This is a genomic window from Rhodococcus sp. 114MFTsu3.1, assembly GCF_000383555.1.
Lineage (GTDB): Bacteria > Actinomycetota > Actinomycetes > Mycobacteriales > Mycobacteriaceae > Rhodococcoides > Rhodococcoides fascians_E.
In genome coordinates this window covers 67,846-83,811 of the sequence record NZ_KB911554.1, presented here as the reverse complement: position 1 = coordinate 83,811, position 15,966 = coordinate 67,846, and the positions used below count along the sequence as shown (strand labels likewise).

General features: G+C 64.8%; 16 protein-coding genes. 5 read left to right on the top strand and 11 right to left on the bottom strand.

The annotated features are described in order from the left end of the window. Positions 1-5 precede the first annotated feature (5 nt). Positions 6-905 carry an esterase/lipase family protein gene (locus H292_RS0118735; protein ID WP_231383873.1) on the top strand — a complete coding sequence of 300 codons (900 nt, stop codon included), beginning with the start codon at positions 6-8 and terminating at the stop codon, positions 903-905. On the opposite strand, the gene H292_RS0118730 is transcribed toward H292_RS0118735, so the two are convergent. The 4 genes from H292_RS0118730 to H292_RS0118715 form a co-directional block, all read right to left on the bottom strand. Further along, positions 896-1,588 (bottom strand): response regulator, encoded by a 693-nt coding sequence (locus H292_RS0118730; protein WP_020112390.1) that lies wholly within the window; start codon positions 1,586-1,588, stop codon positions 896-898. The genes H292_RS0118735 and H292_RS0118730 overlap by 10 nt on opposite strands. Continuing rightward, a complete protein-coding gene (locus H292_RS0118725) occupies positions 1,581-3,200 on the bottom strand; it encodes a sensor histidine kinase (RefSeq protein WP_020112389.1) in 1,620 nt (539 codons plus the stop codon). Before H292_RS0118725 ends, H292_RS0118730 begins: the two co-directional genes overlap by 8 nt. A gap of 13 nt (positions 3,201-3,213) precedes the next feature. Further along, on the bottom strand, positions 3,214-4,599 hold the full coding sequence (locus H292_RS0118720) for a GntP family permease (RefSeq protein ID WP_020112388.1): 1,386 nt from the start codon (positions 4,597-4,599) through the stop codon (positions 3,214-3,216). A 94-nt stretch (positions 4,600-4,693) separates the two neighbouring features. Continuing rightward, the gene (locus H292_RS0118715) at positions 4,694-5,674 is read right to left on the bottom strand and encodes a Bug family tripartite tricarboxylate transporter substrate binding protein (RefSeq protein WP_141216231.1); all 981 of its coding nucleotides are present in this window, start codon (positions 5,672-5,674) and stop codon (positions 4,694-4,696) included. Positions 5,675-5,844: 170 nt separating this feature from the next. Between H292_RS0118715 and H292_RS0118710 the strand changes: the two genes are divergently transcribed. After that, positions 5,845-6,549 (top strand): M50 family metallopeptidase, encoded by a 705-nt coding sequence (locus H292_RS0118710; protein ID WP_020112386.1) that lies wholly within the window; start codon positions 5,845-5,847, stop codon positions 6,547-6,549. Here the strand turns inward: H292_RS0118710 and H292_RS0118705 are convergent. From H292_RS0118705 to H292_RS0118695, 3 genes are all read right to left on the bottom strand, one after another. Continuing rightward, the gene (locus tag H292_RS0118705) at positions 6,494-7,945 is read right to left on the bottom strand and encodes an NAD(P)/FAD-dependent oxidoreductase (RefSeq protein WP_020112385.1); all 1,452 of its coding nucleotides are present in this window, start codon (positions 7,943-7,945) and stop codon (positions 6,494-6,496) included. The two genes, H292_RS0118710 and H292_RS0118705, sit on opposite strands and share 56 nt — an antisense overlap. A gap of 218 nt (positions 7,946-8,163) precedes the next feature. Next, positions 8,164-8,475: a hypothetical protein gene (locus H292_RS0118700; protein ID WP_230594019.1), complete on the bottom strand. Its 312-nt coding sequence runs from the start codon at positions 8,473-8,475 to the stop codon at positions 8,164-8,166. Positions 8,476-8,565: 90 nt separating this feature from the next. Continuing rightward, complete coding sequence (locus tag H292_RS0118695; RefSeq protein WP_020112384.1) at positions 8,566-9,384, bottom strand: SDR family NAD(P)-dependent oxidoreductase; 819 nt, start codon at positions 9,382-9,384, stop codon at positions 8,566-8,568. Between the two features lie 32 nt (positions 9,385-9,416). Between H292_RS0118695 and H292_RS0118690 the strand changes: the two genes are divergently transcribed. The 3 genes from H292_RS0118690 to fabG all read left to right on the top strand — a co-directional run bounded on the left by H292_RS0118690 (position 9,417) and on the right by fabG (position 11,928). Further along, positions 9,417-10,352 carry a lysophospholipid acyltransferase family protein gene (locus H292_RS0118690; protein WP_027498919.1) on the top strand — a complete coding sequence of 312 codons (936 nt, stop codon included), beginning with the start codon at positions 9,417-9,419 and terminating at the stop codon, positions 10,350-10,352. 14 nt (positions 10,353-10,366) lie between these two features. Beyond that, positions 10,367-11,101, top strand: coding sequence for a 1-acyl-sn-glycerol-3-phosphate acyltransferase (locus H292_RS0118685; RefSeq protein WP_019666872.1), 735 nt, complete (start codon positions 10,367-10,369; stop codon positions 11,099-11,101). A 68-nt stretch (positions 11,102-11,169) separates the two neighbouring features. Then, complete coding sequence (fabG, locus tag H292_RS0118680; RefSeq protein ID WP_019666871.1) at positions 11,170-11,928, top strand: 3-oxoacyl-ACP reductase FabG; 759 nt, start codon at positions 11,170-11,172, stop codon at positions 11,926-11,928. Between the two features lie 43 nt (positions 11,929-11,971). Here the strand turns inward: fabG and H292_RS0118675 are convergent, their stop codons facing one another. From H292_RS0118675 to H292_RS0118660, 4 genes are all read right to left on the bottom strand, one after another. Beyond that, the gene (locus H292_RS0118675; protein ID WP_020112382.1) at positions 11,972-12,883 is read right to left on the bottom strand and encodes an SDR family oxidoreductase; all 912 of its coding nucleotides are present in this window, start codon (positions 12,881-12,883) and stop codon (positions 11,972-11,974) included. Positions 12,884-13,047: 164 nt separating this feature from the next. Continuing rightward, a complete protein-coding gene (locus H292_RS0118670) occupies positions 13,048-13,893 on the bottom strand; it encodes a 3-hydroxybutyryl-CoA dehydrogenase (RefSeq protein WP_026348093.1) in 846 nt (281 codons plus the stop codon). 5 nt (positions 13,894-13,898) lie between these two features. Continuing rightward, positions 13,899-15,056, bottom strand: coding sequence for an acyl-CoA dehydrogenase (locus H292_RS0118665; protein ID WP_019666868.1), 1,158 nt, complete (start codon positions 15,054-15,056; stop codon positions 13,899-13,901). 133 nt (positions 15,057-15,189) lie between these two features. Continuing rightward, entirely contained in the window at positions 15,190-15,885 is a 696-nt protein-coding gene (locus H292_RS0118660; RefSeq protein WP_020112381.1) for a TetR family transcriptional regulator, read from the bottom strand. Positions 15,886-15,966 lie beyond the last annotated feature (81 nt).

Genomic DNA, 15,966 nt, shown 5'->3' with positions numbered 1-15,966 from the left:
CGAACATGAGTGGAGGGACCCGCATCGGAGCGTCGGCGATCGTCGTTCTGGCGTTCGTGTTCGGCGCGGGCACTGCCGGGATCGCGGGAGCGGCCCCTTCTCCGGACGTCACGACGGAGACCGTCGGTGTCGGACCCGAGGCGTCGACGCGGAACGAAGCGTTGCTGTACGCCCAGCTGCATCCCGACGCCGCACCGGCGGGGTCCAACGACTTCGGCTGCGTTCCGTCCGAGGAACATCCGGAACCCGTTGTGCTGGTGCACGGCACGTACAGCACTGCGTACGGAACCTTCGCGTCGTTGTCACCGGCACTGAAGGCGCAGGGCTACTGCGTGTTCGCTCTGAACTACGGGGAGGAGGCGACGAGCGCGGCCGGACTTCTGCAGCGACGTGGAGTCGCTTCTGTGGCCCGGTCCGCACACGAGCTGAGCGTCTTCGTCGACGGTGTCCTGGAACGGACCGGGGCAGAGAAAGTCGACATCGTCGGTCATTCGCAGGGTGCACTGGTGGCTCGACAGTATCTCCGGTTCGGCGACGGAGCGCCGAAAGTAGGTTCGGTGGTGAGTCTTTCGGGTTCCAATCACGGAACCACCCTCGGTAGCCGAACGGACCTGGCGCCCGACCCGAACCTCGGCTCCGTCCTCGGCCAGGCTGCAGTGGATCAGACGCGAGGATCACCGTTCCTCGAGGCGCTCGACGCAGGTGGTGACACCGAACCGGGCGTCGACTACACGGTCGTCGCCTCTACCGGCGACACAACCGTCACCCCGTGGGAGTCGACGTTTCTCACTGCAGGACCAGGGGCGAGTGTTCGGAACATCACGTTGCCTCAGCCCGTGGGCCACTCTTCCGTGCCGTACGCACCGGAGGTGCTGGAGATCGTCTCGGATGCGCTTCAGGGCTGAGTCGTCGTGCGATACCGATGCACTGGGCGGCCTGCGCGCCCGTACTCCAGGCGAACGGTCAGGACACCAACGGACGAATAGTGTTCGAGGTAGCGCCGAGCACTGACCCTCGACAGACCCGCGAGCTCGGCGCACTCGGTCGCCGATACTTCACGGCCGTTTCGAACGGCCTCGAGCACGAGCTGTCCAGTTTCCTGACTCAGACCCTTCGGTAGTACGACGGGCTCGGCCGGTCGTGCTACGCCGAACAAGGAGTCGATGGTCGACTGGTCCATCGTGGTCGGATCTGCCAGCGCGCGAGCCCTGCGCAGATAGTTGTCCAGTTTCTCCACGAGCTGCGGATACTCGAACGGTTTGACGAGGTAGTCGGACGCACCGCCGTGCAAAGCTTTGCCGACGGCATCGAGTTCCAGCGCCGCTGTGACGACTATGACGGCGACGTCGTAGCCTTCACCCCGAAGCTGCTGCAGCGCAGTGAGTCCCGACGTGTCCGGGAGGTAGACGTCGAGCAGTACGAGATCTGGTTCGAGCTCGCGAACTGCTGCCACGGCATCGGCGGCGGTATGGACGATTCGAACGGTCCTGAAGCCAGGAGTGGCGTCGACGAAGCGACGGTGTATTTCGGCGACCATGAAGTCGTCGTCGACGACGAGCACCTTGCGCGGCGGGGACTGGTCAACCATCGGTGTCGATCCTATCGACTTCGGTTGGAATGAACACCGTGAACCGCGCCCCGCCGGTGGTCGGTGAGTCGTCGACCACCGCCGTGCCTCCGTGTTGGGTACTGACGATTCGTACCAGCGCGAGGCCGATACCGCGACCGCCAGGAGTGTCGGGTTTGGATGTCACGCCGCGTGCAAAGATCTCGTCGTGCATGCTCACGGGAACGCCTGGGCCGGAATCGGACACCTCGATTTCGATGCCGTCGGAATCGTCGATGAGTACCGTGACCCTGGCGCCGTGGACCGAGGTCGACGCTTCGACGGCGTTGTCGACGAGGTTGCCCAGGACGGTGATGATGTCGGTCGCGAGCATCGGGTCCAGAGCCGAAAGGTGAGAATCGGGTTCTAGTTCGAGAACGATCCCCGTCTCGGCGGCGAGGGAAGTCTTGGCAATGAGAAGCGCTGCGACCGCGGGGTCGGACACGGCGTGCGTGACGGCGTCGCTGATCTCGGCGCGCCGGCGAGTGAGGGCGCCGACGAAATCCGTTACCGCGGAATGGTCACCCAGTTGATTGAGTCCGGAAATGGTGTGCAGCTGGTTGGCGAACTCGTGGGTCTGCGCGCGCAGCGTGTCGGTGACGGATTTGTGCGAGGAGAGTTGGCTCTGCAACCTGGCCAACTCGGTACTGTCGCGCATCGTGGTGACCGTCCCGATGCGGTGTCCCCGGCTCGATGCTTTACGGCGACTCAGAACCAGAACCTTCGACGCAGTGGCGAGTACGACGTCGCCGCTGTCCTGTTCGTCCATGAGGTATTCACGCACCGCCGGTTCGATTATCACGTCGTCGACGGTGCGCCCCACTGCGGCGGTTCCGCTCGAGCCGAGGAGTTCGGCTGCACTGTCGTTGAAGACCGTGATGACCCCGTCCGGGTTCACCGCGACCACACCTTCGCGAATGTTGTGCAGCAGCGCTTCTCGGTGATCGGCCAGGCTTGCGATCTCGGCGATCTCCAGTCCTCGTGTGTGCATCTTGATCCGCCTCGCCAACAGCAACGAGCCGGCCAGGCCGAGGCCGGCACCGATTCCGAGATACAGGAGCAGCGGCGCCCCGGCCTCGCCGATGAGATGCCACGTCGACGGGTACGACGAGCTGACCGCCACAACGGCACGGACGTCACCGTTCGGAGAAAGAACGGGTACGTGGCCTGCGATCGCGCGTCGGCCGTCGATGTCGACGTCACCACTCCACGCCCGACCGCTGGCGGCGTCGCCGTCCAGTTCGTCGCGCTGCCCGACGCGATCCGGCGTCGACGACGCAATGATTCGGCCACTGGGTAGGACGATGTCCGCCAGAGTGGCACCCGAGAGATCCACGGCCCTGTCGACTTCCGGGGCCAGCACGCGGTCGGCCTCGAGTGAGTCCAGCTGCTCACGCACGACGGGTGTGGAGGCGAGATTTTCTGCTACCGCAACCATGCGTCCGCCCTGGCTGTCGCGGAACTCCGTTCCCGATTGGTGGACCGAGACCCCGGCGACGGCGACGAGCACGACCGCGACGACGACCAACTGCAACAGCAGGACCTGCTGCGCCAGGCTCCTGGCACCGGGTCGTCGTCGAGTCATGCTCTTCATGATGGCGGTCGGCTCAGACGGATGCGAGTACGAACACGACGCAGGACAGCGCGAATCCGACCAGTGAGATGAGCGTCTTGATGACACTCCACGTCTTGAAGGTCGTCGGAACGTCCATTCCGAGCAACTTGCCGATGAGCCAGAAGCTCGCATCGTTCACGTGCGGGAAGATCGACGAACCTGCAGCCAGGGCCAGGATCATCGCGACGGTCTGGACCGGGTTCAATCCTGCGGCCATGATCGATGCGCCGAGCAGTCCTGCGGACGTGGTGATCGCAACCGTTGCGGTTCCGAGTGCGATCCGCAGAATCGCGGCGACGATGAACGTGGAAAGAATCAACGGGAGACCCAGGTCGCGCAGGGTCTCGGCCAGGGCGTCGCCGATGCCGCTTGCCAATAGCACTGCGCCGAACATGCCGCCTGCACCGGTGATGAGGACGACGGGTGCGATCGGTTTGAGGGCGTTGTCGAGCAGATCTTCGACGAATGTCGCGGTGCGTCCGCGTCGTAGCGCGAGCACGTAGATGGACACGAGAACGGTGATGAGTAGTGCGACCGGCGTCGATCCGATGACCTGAGGGATGGTGACCCACGGCGAGTTCTCGTCCAGACTGCCCGTCCGCGCGGCGGTGGTGACGGCGGTGTTGGCGAAGATCAGCAGCAGCGGGAGCATCAGGAGGGCGACGATGGTGCTCGGCTTCGGCGGATTCTCCACGGTCTCCACCTGTGGTCCGCCGCTCAGTAGATCGGGGACCGGCAGGTTGATTCGCTTGCCGATGAACGTTCCGTACAGGTGCCCTGCAATGAACCAGGTGGGGACCGCGACGACTATGCCGATGAGAATGGTCAGGCCGACGTCGCCGCCGAGAAGAATGGTCGACGCCACCGCGCCCGGGTGCGGCGGGAGGAAGACATGCATGGTCGAGAGTGCTGCCGCGGCGGGCAGTGCATAGAGCAGCACGCTACCGCCGAGCTTGCGGGAGACGCTGAAGATGATGGGCAGCATTACCATGAACGCTGCGTCGAAAAAGATCGGAAAGCCGAACAACAGTGATGCGACGCCGAGCGCGAGCGGTGCACGTTTGTCGCCGAATCGTCGAATCAAGGCGTCGGACAATGATTGTGCGCCGCCGCTGATCTCCGCGAGACGACCGAACATCGCGCCGAGTCCGACGAGCAGTGCGACTTCGCCGAGCGTCGTGCCGAACCCGTCGATCAGCACGTCCTGTATCTCCGAGATCGGAATCCGAGCCGCGAAAGCTGTTGCGATGGAAACGATCACGAGAGCAAGAAGAGGATGCAGCTTGACCTTGATGATCAACAGCAGCAGAACCACGATGGCGACGACGGCTATGGACAGCAGTGCCGTTGTGGAAAGGGTTTGGACCCAGTCGTCCACGAGAAGTCCTTCCGTATTTTTCGGGCGCAGCGGAGTGTCCGCATGGCAGTGTTCATCGGCCGGCGTCGGGCCGGGGAGGGGCAGGGTTTCCTCGTTACCGAGGCACACCCAGTTCGCCGAGGGTGCTCTTCATCCGAACATCCTCGGCTGCAAGAAATTCGGAGAATCGGTCACCGGCGAGGAACGAGTCGATCCAGCCGTGCTCGACGGTTGCGCGGTGCCAATCGTCGGTATCGCGCATGCGGGCGAGCATGTCGATCAGGTCGGCGCGGACTTGATCGGGGATGTCCGGTGGAGCAACGAACCCGCGCCAGTTGGTGAACACGAGATCGATGCCGGAATCGATGAGAGTCGGTGTGTCGCCGGACGGATTCGACGCAGCGAGCACGCGGAGCGACCCTGCGCTGATCTGGTCGATGTACTCACCGGCCCCCGCGATGGCGACATCGACACTGCCGTCGATCGCCGCCGTCAGAAGATCCCCTGCACCGTCGTATTCGACGATGTGGAGGTCTCTGGTGTCGAGGCCGACAGCTCGGGCCAGTTCCAACGCGAAGACGTAGTCCGGACCGCCGACCGCCGAACCGACCCCGACGGTGAGAGTGGCGGGGTCGGCGTGCCAACGGTCGACGAACTGTTCGACGGTCTGCAGCGGCGCGCTCGATCGAACGATGAGCGCTTCCGGTTCGTCGACGAGCCGCGCGAGCGCCGTCGTGTCCGACAGACCCCACGGTGACCTGTCTACGTGTGCCGCACCCACCACGCCGACTCCGACCATGCCGAGAAGCGACACGTTTCCGCTTTCACGCATCACCCTCGCGAGCGCAACCGATCCGCCGCCGCCGACTACGTTGAACTTCTCGATGGGCCCGCTCAGCTCGTGGTTCTCGCAGATGCGTGCGACCGTGCGAGCGGTGACGTCGTATCCGCCGCCCGGAGTGTTGGGGATGAGCATGCGGAGATCCGACGGCGGCGGGTCCGCGGCCAGAGCGCAGCCGGCCGACAGCGCTATCGGCAACAAAGCCATAGCGGTCAGTGCGCGTCTACGCGTCATCGGATTCGGTCGGTTCGTCATCGCCCGTTCATCTTGACCCACCGTCGTGATCGCCGTCACGCATAGGAAACCAATGGACACAAAGGTCTTTGTGGTCGTGCGGGGGTCACTGGCGGCGGAGCCGCACGCGGGGGTCACTGACGGCGGAGCCGCACGCGGGGGTCACTGGCGGCGGAGCCGCATAATGAAGAGTGACCGAATTCTGGGACCGCATTTCCGCGGTGAGTCCTGATCCACCCGTCTGGATCGTCCAAGTAGCAGCGCTGGTCGCTCTGGCGATCGTGTTGATTCCGCAGACGTGGAGGGTTGCGCGCAATGTCGTGACGATCGCCCACGAGGGTGCTCATCTGTTCGTTGCTCTGGTCACCGGCAGGCAACTGGTGGGACTGCGATTGCACTCGGATACGTCGGGCGTCGCGATTTCGAAGGGCAAGCCGACGGGCCTCGGGGTCATCGCGATGACCTTCGCGGGATATGTCGGGCCGTCGCTGCTCGGCCTCGGGGCGGCGTTCGTACTGGGCACGCAGCGCGCGTCGGCGGTGCTGTGGATCGGAATCGTCTCGATCGCACTGATGCTGTCGATGATCCGCAACGTCTACGGAGCGTTGTCGTTGGTCGTGGTCGGTGCGGCGCTGTTCGCGGTGTCCTGGTGGGGAACCGGCGAGCAGCAGGTGGCCGCCGCGTACTTCATCACCCTGTTCTTGCTGATCGCCGGACCACGGCCCGTCCTCGAACTGCAACGCTCACGCAGTCGAGGACGGGCACGCGATTCCGACGCCGATCAGTTGGCTCGCCTGACGTTCCTACCGGGAATCGTCTGGGTGGGCCTGTTCCTGCTGGTTACGTCCGGCTGTCTTGCAGTGGGCGCGTGGCGGATTCTGGCTCCGGTTCAGTGACCGGGGCGTCGCTTCCTGGGGTTTCCGGTGCGGTGAAGTAGAACATCGCGCGCCTGGCGTCGACTTGCTGCTCGGTCATCGCGAGCTGGCCTCGTCCGCGGGAGAAGAACGCGGTCAGCCAGGAGATGACGGTGGTGAGGCGGCTGCGGAAGCCGACGATGTAGAGCAGGTGCACCAGCAGCCACATGACCCAGGCGATGAAGCCGGTGATCTTGATGGGGCCGACCTGCGCGACGGCGGAGAAGCGGGACACCGTCGCCATCGAGCCCTTGTCGAAATACTTGAAGTCCTTGCGCTCGGGTATCTGCTTGCCCGCGCGCACTGCTTCGACGCCGTCTTCGATCACGCGTGCCGCGTAGCGGCCGCCCTGGATCGCGACCTGTGCGACGCCGGGGAGCTTGTCCAGTGCCATCATGTCGCCGACGACGAACACTTCGGGGTGGCCGGGGAGGGTGAGGTCCTTGTTCACCAGGACGCGGCCTGCGCGGTCGATCTCGGCGCCCGACTGTGCGGCGAGGGTCTTGCCGAGTGGGCTCGCGGCGACACCCGCAGACCAGACCTTGGTGCGCGAGGCGATGCGTCGGACGGTTCCGTCACTGTCCTTGACGGTCAAGCCGTTGGCGTCGAGGTCGGTGACCATCGCGCCGAGCTGGATGTCGACGCCCATCGTGGTGAGCCGTTTCGCGGCCGCCTGACCGAGGGAGTCGGCGAACGGGGGCAGAACCTTGGGTGCGGCGTCGAGCAGGATGATCCTCGCTGATCGCGAGTCGATGTGCCGGAAGGTGCCGTCGAGGGTCTTGTTCGCGAGTTCGGCGATCTGGCCTGCCATTTCGACGCCGGTAGGTCCGGCGCCGACGACGACGAAGGTCAGCAGCTTCTCGATCTCGGCCGGGTCCGTGGCGAGTTCGGCCTGGTCGAAGGCTCCGAGGATGCGGCCGCGGAGCTCGAGGGCGTCGTCGATGGTTTTCATGCCCGGTGCGTATTCGGCGAAGTGGTCGTTGCCGAAGTAGGACTGGCCGGCGCCTGCGGCGACGATGATGCTGTCGTAGCTGGTTTCGGTGATGCGCTCGAGGAACTGGGAGGTGACGACTCGCTTCTCGAGGTCGATGGCGTTGACCTCGCCGAGGATGACCGAGGCGTTGTGCTGGTCCTTGAGGATCATGCGGGTCGAGGGGGCGATCTCTCCTTCGGAGAGGATGCCGGTGGCTACCTGGTACAGCAGTGGCTGGAAGAGGTGGTGTGTGGTCTTCGCGATCAGCGTGACGTCGACGTTGGCCTTGCGCAGTTGTTTCGCCGCGAAGAGACCGCCGAACCCGGAGCCGATGATGACAACGTGATGCCGATGTACTCGCTGGGCGAGTGCGGGAGTCAGGTCAGGCGTGGTGGATGCGGACATTGGTTGTGTCCTTCTTCGGTTCGGGACGGTCGGGTGCGAGGCCGTCGTGTGTGCTGTGTCACTATGGTGCTTGAAGACTACACCAGTCCATGTGCGAATGTTAAGACAATATCTCCGACACTTTCGACCGTTTCGTCGAGGCGGTGGATGGGACATCCGGACACAGCACACAACGCCATCCGCGGTTCGCGGACGGCGCTGTGGTTCGTTCGGGTGAATCAGTCCTTGTGCGGTGTCCGTTCACCGGTGTCGGGATCGATGTCGAGCACCACGTCGGGAGAGTCGGGATGGTAGAGGACGGGCCGAGCCGCCGTGGCGCGCTTCGCGCCGGCGCGTAGTAGAAGGACGCCGGACGCCACCAGCACGATCGTTGCGATACCGGCGATCCATACCCATCCCTCGAAGCCACCTGCGAGTGCGGTGATGAACAACGCGGCAGCGACGATGCCGGACATCACCAGGATGATTCCGGTGCGGTTCTCTGCGGTCTTGATCCAACGCGGACCGGGCGCGGTCTTGTTCTTGGCCATGACGAGTAGTCCCTTCGGGTTGCCTGGGCCTGAGATACCCGCTGGGAGATCGTTCACACAACCTGTGCTCGATTGCGGACGAGTCGATCGTCAGGCCGGCGGCCGGGGAGTCCCGACGGATGCAGTGGTGCCGCCGTCGACCGGGACGATCACGCCCGTCATGTAGGCGGCGTCGGGTGAGGCGAGGAAGAGTGCCACGCGCGCAATGTCTTCCGGCTCGCCGACGCGGTCGAGGGCGATGCGGTCCATCAGTGCGCCGCGGAATGTGGGGTCGTCGAGGCGGGACTTCGTCTGTTGGGTCGCCGTGAACGCGGGGGCGATGGCGTTCACCCTGATCCCACGTCGTCCCAGATCCAGAGCGAGGCTCTGCACCAAGGTGTTCACGCCGCCCTTCGTCGCGTTGTACGCGAACTGGCCCCAGTCGCCGCCCAGGCCGGCGACCGACGACATCGCGATCAAGTTGCCTCCCGATCGTTCGAGGTGGGGAACCGTGGCTCGTGCGACGTGGATGAGCGCGTCGAGATTCACCGCCCGCATCCGGTCCCACGCCGAGTGGTCGATGTCGTCGATGACCGTGGGTTCGCTGAGTCCCGCGTTGTTGACGACGACGTCGATTCGGCCTTGTCGCGCAACGATGTTCGCCACGACGCGGTCGACCTCGTCGCGTTGCGTCACGTCGACGACCCACGCCGATGCTCGGTCTCCCCAGCCGGCGACGGTCTCCCGCAGTGTGGCGTCGGACCGGCCGAGGACGCATACCGTCGCACCCTGTTCCAGGAACGCGACAGCGACGGCTCGGCCGATACCCGAGCCGCCGCCGGTCACGACGACCACGTGCTCGGCGTAGGGATACGACGCCCATGCGATGGCCGTTGGTACAACCTCCCGATCCGCGTTTTGTGTGGACATTAGTTCTTGACGAGGTGGAGTACGGTTCGGGTATGAGTGATGCAGATCACCGGAGTGAGGAACTGCAGGAGCAAGCTCAGCGGCAGGCCGCGGCGGCACGGGTGAAGATGAAGCACCGCCGCAACCGGCAAGAAGGGGGATTGGGGGGATACGTCGCCGAACGGGCGGGGGACTGGGACCTGGACGACCAGAACACGGCTGCGATGGATCGGCAGGTGCGGTTCTGGCGGTTCGTCACCGACAAATGGTTCCGGATGGAGATCGACGGATGGGACAACATCCCCGACCCTCCGGTGCTCGTCGTCGGAGTTCACACCGGAGCACCGTTCGTGTGGGACGCGTGGACTGTCGGTGCCCAGTGGTGGCGACGCTTCGGCGAGAAGCGGACTCTGCACGGCACAGCGCACGACGCGCTGATGGCTTTCCCCGTCATCGGAACGGTGTTTCGCGCGATGGGTGTGCTTCCGGCCGCCCCGGACTCCATGGCGACCGCCCTGGCCGAGGGCCGCGACGTCATCGTCTGGCCGGGCGGCGAAGTGGACTCGCTGCGGCCGTGGAGCGAACGCGATGTCGCAACCCTCGGCGGGCGAACGGGTTTCGTCAAGATGGCGATCCGCATGGGCGTTCCGATCGTCCCGGTCGCGACGGTCGGCGGGGCCGACGCGATGCCCGTGCTCGTTCGAGGTGACAGGCTCGCGCGAGTGCTGGGACTCGACCGGATCGCACGGCTCAAGGTGTTCCCGATAGCACTGTCTCTGCCGTGGATCATCGCCCCCGCGGCGCTCCCTCAGATTCCGCTTCCGGCGAAGATCCGCACCAGGTTCATGCCGGCGATCACCGTCGACCACGACCCGACGCGGTGCGAGGACGAGGACTACGTCGACGCGAAATACGAGGAAGTGCGCGCGCTCATCCAGAGCGGAATGGACGACCTCGCGACGAAGCGTCGGTTTCCGATCTTCGGGTAGCTAAGCTTCCCTCCATGGATCGACCCGCGGTAATTCTGGAGAACGACACCACTGTTTACGACTTCTATCTGCGCCACCAGCAGAACCGTCAGGTCGCGAGATTGGCCTACGCAACGCTGGCAAGGCGCTTCAAGCCGCGCGTGAGCTACCCCGAGGGCGCGCGGGAGGAACTGCGTCGCCTCGTCTACGACGACACGCGCCTGATCATTGCCGTCAACCACCTGTCGGAGACGGACCCGTACACCGTCGCCGCGACGGCATGGGCGTCGCCGCTGCGCCCGGTCATCGGACGGACACGGGTGCTGGCCAAGGACGAGCTGTTCCAGGAACCCAAGCAGCGCAGGCGGATCGACATGATGGGCGGAATACCGGTGTTCCGCGGGAAGAATCACGGAATGCGGGCCGTCAGCGCGGCAGGCAACCGCATGATGGACGTCAGTGCCGAGCGGGTGCGACGCGGTGACGACTTGGCGATCTTCCCCGAAGGAACCTGCAACCTCGAGGATCCGACGAAGGTGCAGAAGGTGGGCAGCGGCATCGGCCACATCGTCTCGCGCGTTCGTGCGCTCGGCGTCGAGCCGGTTCTGATCTGCATCGGGCTGAGCTACGGCGACCCGCAGAAGCTCAAATCGGCGAGCGTGTACATCGACACTCCGATCACCGATCTGCCGGAGAAGCCGTTGCACATCACGCGCACCGTGTCCGACGGTATGCAGCAGGCCCTCGACGGCGCGGTGGCCGCTTACTGAGCGGTCACTCGGTTGTTGGTAGAACAGGTGACAGAGGTTTCATCCATCGCAACTTCAGGGAGACGCACGTGAGTGATGCAGTCAAGACCGCAGTGGTGACCGGAGCAGCACGGGGAATCGGCGCGGCGGTAGCGAAACGCCTGGCCAAGGACGGATTCGGCGTCGCCGTCGTCGACCTCGACGAGGCAGCATGTTCCGATACCGTCGGAGCGATCCAGTCTGCGGGCGGGCAGGCTGTTGCCATCGGTGCGAACGTCGCCGACGAGGAGTCGGTCAAGACCGCGGTGGACCGCATCGCCACCGAGTTCGGCGCACCGACCGTGCTGATCAACAACGCCGGAATCACGCGCGACAACCTGCTGTTCAAGATGACCGTCGAGGACTGGGACTCCGTACTGGGCGTGCACCTGCGTGGTTCGTTCCTGATGACCCGTGCAGTTCAGAAGCACATGATCGACGCGAAGTGGGGTCGCATCGTCAACCTGTCCAGTACCTCCGCTCTCGGTAACCGCGGGCAGGCCAACTATTCGGCCGCCAAGGCAGGCATGCAAGGGTTCACCAAGACCCTGGCCATCGAGCTCGGCAAGTTCGGCGTCACCGCCAACGCCATCGCTCCCGGTTTCATCGAGACCGAGATGACGGCTGCCACGGCCGAACGCGTCGGCGTGCCGTTCGAGGACTTCAAAGCCGCTGCAGCGTCACAGATTCCGGTCAACCGAGTCGGCAACCCCGACGACATCGCACACCTCGCGTCGTTCTTCGTGAGCGAGGGCGCAGGATTCATCTCCGGTCAGGTCGTCTACGCCGCCGGCGGCCCGAAGGACTAGCGGCCGTGGGAGGTCTGCCTACCCGGCAGACCTCCCCTCCGCTCTACGGCGTCGGCATTCCGCCGTTGACGTTGAGGGTCTCACCCGTCACGTAGCCCGATTCCGCGGACGACAGGTAGACGTAGGCCCCGGCGAGTTCGGCGGGCTGACCGGCGCGGCCGATCGGGGTCTCCTTGCCGAACTCCGGCAGAGCCGACGTCGGCTGCCCGCCCGACGCCTGCAACGGCGTCCAGAACGGGCCCGGCGCCACAACGTTCACTCGAATTCCCTTGGGCGCCAACTGCTGCGCGAGGGCCTTGCTCATCGTGTTGATGGCCATCTTGGTCGTGGCGTAATCCACCAGGCCGGGCGAGGGGGTGTACGCCTGGATGGAACTGGTGTTGACGATGGTCGATCCCGGCGGCATGTGCGGAACAGCCTCCTGAATGGTCCAGAACAGTGCGTAGACGTTGGTCTTGAACGTCGCATCGAACTGCTCGGAGGTCAGGTCGGCCAGATCCTCGACGAACTGCTGCTTCCCAGCCACCGTGACGAGCAGGTCCAGCCCACCCAGTTCCTCGACGGCTGTCCGGACTATCCCGCGGGCACCCTGCTCGTCGGTCAGATCGGCAGGCGCGAGTACTGCAGTGCGTCCGGCGTCGCGAATCAGCTGCGCGACTTCCTGCGCATCCTTCTCCTCGGACGGCAGATAGTTGAGCACGACATCCGCGCCCTCACGCGCGATGGCAATGGCCGCAGCGCGTCCGATGCCCGAATCGGCACCGGTGACAAGGGCTTTGCGTCCCGCCAGCCTGTTCGTGCCACGGTAGGTGTCCTCGCCGTGATCGGCCTTCGGTTCCAGATCCGAGGCCAGACCCGGCGGATCCTGATGCTGCTCGGGGTACCCCTCCTGACGGTACTGCGTCACAGGATCGGTGAATGTGTATTGGTCCGTCACGGTGAATGCGTCTCCCAAACGTGGAGTGTGAATGCGAACCGGTGTCTCGATTCAGTACTCCCGCTGCTTTCCCTGCAGTCATGCGTCGCAAACGCATGACTGCGCCACAGCAACCGTCTGAGCGTTGTGCAGGGCTGTCAGAAAGCCACAGTGGCGCAGTCGTGCCCCGTTGGAGCGGTGGATCAGTAGGTGTAGAAGCCTTGACCGGTCTTGCGGCCGAGCTGCCCGGCTTCGACCTTGCGTCGAAGCAGCGGAGGCGGTGCGTAGTGGGTCTCGCCGAACTCTGCGTACAGCGATTCCGCGACGGCCAGGGTGACGTCGAGACCGACCGTATCGGTCAGGCGCAAGGGTCCCATCGGGTGGGCGCACCCGTTGACCATGCCCTCGTCGATGTCCTCGGCGCTGGCGAAGCCGGATTCGAACATCCTGATCGCGGACACCAGGTACGGGATGAGCAGAGCGTTGACGATGAACCCGGCCCGGTCTCCGGAGCGAATCGTCTTCTTGCCCAGCGTGTTCCCCGCGTACTCGGTCACGGCGGCGACGGTGTCTTCGCTGGTCACCAGGCTCACGACGATCTCCACGAGCGGGAGCACCGGAACGGGATTGAAGAAGTGCACGCCGACGACCTGGCCCGGCCGCTTCGTGGCGTTCGCCATCTTGATGACCGGGATCGACGACGTGTTGGTCGCGAGGATGCCCTCGGGCTTGACGATGGAATCGAGCTTGCCGAACAGCTCCAGCTTGAGCGACTCGATCTCCGGTGCGGCTTCGACGACCAGGTCACGGTCCGCGAAGTCCTCGATGTCCAGCGTCAACGAGATTGCCGCACGGGCTTTCTCGGCTGCGTCGGCCTCGATGCGTCCGGATTTGACTGCGCGAGCGAAGGACTTGTCCAGGCGTGCCTCGGCTGCGTCGGCGGCTGCCTGGCTGGTCTCGAGAACGATGACCGACGAGCCCGCACGCGCAGCGACCTCGGCGATACCGGCACCCATGGTGCCGCCGCCGATGACTCCTACCAGTTCGATGGTGCTCATTTCAGCAGCGCCCGGGACATGACGACACGCTGGATCTGGTTGGTGCCCTCGTAGATCTGCGTGATCTTGGCGTCGCGCATCATGCGTTCGACCGGGAAGTCGGTGGTGTATCCGGCGCCGCCGAACAGCTGAACGGCGTCGGTGGTGACCTCCATCGCGACGTCGGACGCGAAGCACTTCGATGCGGCGGAGATGAATCCGAGGTTCTTCTCGCCGCGCTCGGCGCGGGCAGCCGAGGTGTAGACCATGAGGCGCGCTGCTTCGACCTTCATCGCCATGTCGGCCAGCATGAACTGCACGGCCTGGAAGCTCGAGATGGACTGGCCGAACTGCTTGCGGTCCTTCGTGTATTCGATCGCAGCGTCGAGTGCACCCTGTGCGAGGCCGACAGCCTGAGCGCCGATCGTGGGACGCGTGTGATCGAGAGTCTGCAGCGCAGTCTTGAAGCCGGTGCCGGGCTCGCCGATGATGCGGTCGCCGGGGATCTTGCAGTTCTCGAAGTAGAGCTCCGCCGTCGGCGATCCCTTGATGCCGAGCTTCTTCTCCTTCGGGCCGACGACGAAGCCCTCGTCGTCCTTGTGCACGATGAACGAGCTGATGCCGTTGGCGCCCTTGTCGGGGTCGGTGACGGCCATGACTGTGTACCAGTCGGACTTGCCGCCGTTGGTGATCCAACACTTCGATCCGTTGAGGATCCAGTCGTCACCGTCGGCTGCGGCGCGAGTCCGCATGCTGGCGGCGTCGGAACCCGCCTCACGCTCGGACAGGGCGTAGGACGCCATGGCGCCGCCGGCGAGCGACGGCAGGACCTGCTTCTTCAGCTCGTCGGAGCCGTTGAGGATCAGGCCCATGGTGCCGAGCTTGTTCACTGCGGGGATCAGCGACGAGGAACCGCAGACGCGGGCGACCTCTTCGATAACAATGCAGGTGGCAACCGAGTCCGCTCCCTGGCCTTCGTATTCCTCGGGGACGTGGATGGCGTTGAAGCCGGAGTTGTTGAGAGCCGTCAGCGCCTCCTCCGGGAAGCGAGAATCCTCGTCGACCGCCTTCGCGTGCGGGGCGATTTCCTTCTCGGACAGCGCGCGGATGGCTGCGCGCAGCTCGTCGTGCTCCTCCGGAAGGCGGAAGAGGTCGAAGTCCGGATTACCGGCCATGGTGCAACTCCTACGGCATAGATCGGTAGGCACTCAGTGCCACGTATGAGTCGAGACTACGGCAGACTTGGACATTCGAGCAAGGTTTCCTGGCACTGGGTGCCAGGTTCCGCTCGCCCGACAAGCCGAGATGTCACCCGTCCAGGTGCTCCCCGAGTGCGTCGACGACGGCCTCGGTCGATGTTCCCCGCCGGAACACGGCCACCACGACGTCGTCGGATCGGCCCTCGGAGTCGGCAGAGTCGGTGCCTGCCCCTCTTGCCGAGGACCCGTATCCCTCGCGCACCGTGCTCAAGGCGGCGCGCAGGTCGCCGGGCGCGGTGTCGATGCCGTCGCGAATCATGCGCCGGAGTACGTAGTTGTGGGTGGCTGTGACCGTCGCGCAGAACTGGATCGTTTCGAGGTGCGAGTGGTCGGGGGCGGCGCTGCGCAGGTAGTCGACGAACAATCGCTCGTACTTGAACACGGTCACGATCTCTCGGTCGCGGAGCGCCGGATTCTGGTGAACCACCTGGTAGCGGAGTCGGGCGTACTCCTTCCAGTCGGTGAAACGATCGAAGACGAGCTGGGCGGCGTCGCAGACGGCAACCCAGGGATCGTCGTGTTCGGCGTCGAGGAACGCGGCGGCCTGAGCGAGGAGGATCTCGTGGTCGACGAAGATGACGTCGTCCTTGCCTTTGAACTGACGGAAGAACGTACGACGCGAGATGCCCGACGCCTCGGCGATGTCGTCCACCGAGGTGGCGTCGTATCCGCGGACGGAGAACAGGTCGAGTGCGGCCTTCGCCACGGTCAGACGAAAGGCCTCGGAGTCCTCGGTGTCACGCATAGCTGACGAAGGTATCCCAGTTTCGCGAGTGTCGAGAACTCCTACCTACGGAATCGGCTGCGTCGTTCGTCCGGGCCGGTA